2 protein-coding genes are annotated in these 2,694 nt (G+C 48.9%); both read right to left on the bottom strand.

What is annotated here, in order from left to right:
• Positions 1-64: 64 nt before the first annotated feature.
• Positions 65-2,053 carry a lectin-like domain-containing protein gene (locus tag PLH26_RS21445; RefSeq protein ID WP_324588059.1) on the bottom strand — a complete coding sequence of 663 codons (1,989 nt, stop codon included), beginning with the start codon at positions 2,051-2,053 and terminating at the stop codon, positions 65-67.
• Between the two features lie 3 nt (positions 2,054-2,056).
• The coding region (locus PLH26_RS21440) for a S9 family peptidase (RefSeq protein WP_324588058.1) at positions 2,057-2,694 on the bottom strand (638 nt) is incomplete at its 5' end.

Raw genomic sequence — 2,694 nt, 5'->3', positions numbered from 1 at the left:
TTTGATGAAGAGCCCGGCACGACTTTCACTTCTCTCCTCTCACTTAACTGATTGCTGTGTTGTACTATCTTATAAGCGTAACCGTTCCTTTTCTTGCTATGTCATTCCCCAGGTAATCTTTTCCCCCGATCATCCATACGTAGGTGCCGGTGGTTTGTGGTTTGCCGTTAAAGCTGCCGTTCCACCCGGCCGATGGGCTGGTTGAGCTGTATACCAGTTGCCCGTAACGGTTAAATACTTTGAAATAATGTATAGCACTCATCCCCGCCGCAACAAAACGGAATACATCATTCCTGCCATCCCCGTTGGGAGTAAAAGCAGTAGGGACATAAAATGTTGGTCCTTTGTATGCTTTTATAAAAATGCTGTCTGTTGTAGGACAGCCGGCTGTAGCAGAACTTACCGTAACCGTATAGGTAATATCATTTTGCACTGTTGCAACGGGGTTTGAAATATTTGCATCACTTAAGCCCGATGCCGGAGCCCATTGGTAAAAGTCGCCACCGGATCCCTGCAACTGGATGGGTTGTCCCATCGCCGCGATCGTGTCATTACCCGCAAAGGCAGAAGTGGCAAAAATAGAAACTTCCTGCTCCAAAGTATCCGAAGGGCAGCCGCCGGGGCCGAGGGCGTAAACACCTGCAGTATATGTTCCGCCATCACGGTAGGCGTGGGTAACCGATGCCTCATTGCCGGTCGTACCATCTCCGAAGTTCCAGTGCCATTGCGCTACCGGCTGCACCGGGTTGTTATTGCCTGCAATAAAAAGAACCGGTTCGTTTTTACAGGCATCCATCGCTTCCTGCATGCTGATATCAGGATGTGCTTGTATGGTAACGATTTTTTGGGTTGTTTCAGATACGCAGCCTTCTTTGGTCTTCACCTGGAGCGTGATCGTATTATCGCCCGCTGGCAACATGCGTTGCAGGGGTTGTTCAGGATTAAGGACAGGACTCCCGTTCACGGTCCAGAGCCATTCATTAACGGTGCCATATTCCACTTTTGAAAGATCATTAAAGGGGATGTATTTATTATCGCAATAAGGCGGGTCTTTAAAATTAAAGTCGGCCACCGGTTTTGATCCAGCCACCACCTGTTGCCGGAAAGTGTCGGAGATACAACCATCGTTACCAACGATATTCAAACTTACTGTATAGTTGCCGGGTTGTGGATAGCTGTGCATGCCCGGGTTCTTTACCGTGTCGGTGGTGCCATCGCCGAAATCCCAGAACCATTTAACAATCTCTCCAAAGGAAGTAGAGCTGTCGCGGAACAAAACCGGTTCGGGGTAACAGGTGATCTGATCTTCTGCAAGTGAAAAGGATGGGTTGAGCGATGTACAGAAACGCTGGTGGTTGGTTGCCCCGCCGGTTGCACCCGAAAATCCCCAAAAAACCATAGGATTGCCGCGAAAAACATCCTGCACCAGCGCTGTAGTGGCGTGCAGCCGTTCTTTGCCATCCATATATACAGTGATCATGGCAGCAGCAGGCTCCCAGGTAATGCGTATAATATGCCATTTGCAGTCTTCAATATTGTCATTGTTTTCCAAAGCCGTTACCGGTCCTGCAATATTGTTAGCGGTGCTGTGGTCTAAATCGCCGTTTAAATGAATGGCCAGGTGATCGTAGTGCGGGTCTGCAAAATCCGGGTTCTGGTATGTATCAATAGCCACTGCCACCGAGGGTGATACGCCCTGTATGCCCAGTCCCTGTCCCGTTGTGCCTATGCTGGTGCTCAGCGGCTGCAGCACAAACGCGATACCGTCGGCGCCATCGGCATCGCGGCAGCCCAGAAAAACATTGAAGTGATAATCGAACGGAAGGGTAAGGTCAATTTTGTTGATGTTCCAAACGGATCCCGACTGATCGTTCTTATCGTTTGTAATGGTATAGCAATTGCAGTCTTCCTGTATGGCATTCCCGTTGAGATGATAAGGTTTATCGGTTTGACCGTACAACGTGTGCATACCCGGCAGCAGGCAAAGCAAAACAACCAGCCAAAGACAGCTGCAGCGCTGCCTTTTCAATTGTTTGTGCTGATATAAGATCATTCTTTATTTTAACTCCCGCTTTAAAAATTCGTTGATCCTTGTATACAGGCTCATTCTAAGGATGTTGGGCGTTCCATCGCTGAGGTTATGGGTTTTGTCGGTATAGAAATGCTGCTCAAAGTTGGTTTTCCTTTCGTTGGTCAGTTGCTTGCTCAGCTCCATGCTGTTGTGAAGATGCACATTATCATCTGCAGTGCCATGAACAAGAAACAGTCCGCTTTCATAATTGCCTGCAAAGTTCACAGGAGAGGCATTCTTATATCCTTCTGCATTTTCGCTGGGCATGGAAAGCAGTCGTTCTGCATATATATTTTCATAAAACCGCCAGTTGGTAACCGGCGCTATGGCCACGGCTGCTTTAAAACGTCCGGCATATTTGGTTTGGGCAAGAGCGGCAAGATATCCGCCATAGCTCCAGCCCATAACCGCTACCCGCGATGAATCAATGCGGTAGTTCCGCGCCAGGTGATCTCTTACTTTCAGCAGGTCTCCTATCTCTATATCGCCCGGCGCCTTATAATTGCTTTTCCTGAATGCTTCCCCTTTACCCGGCGTACCGCGGGGATCCACACAGGCTACCGCATAACCCTGATTGGCCAGCCAGCGCATGGTAAGGGTAAATTTATCACCCCACCTGTCTA

The organism is Agriterribacter sp. (genome assembly GCF_035444585.1).
Classification (GTDB): Bacteria; Bacteroidota; Bacteroidia; order Chitinophagales; family Chitinophagaceae; genus Agriterribacter.
This window is presented reverse-complemented; position numbering and strand designations above follow the sequence as displayed.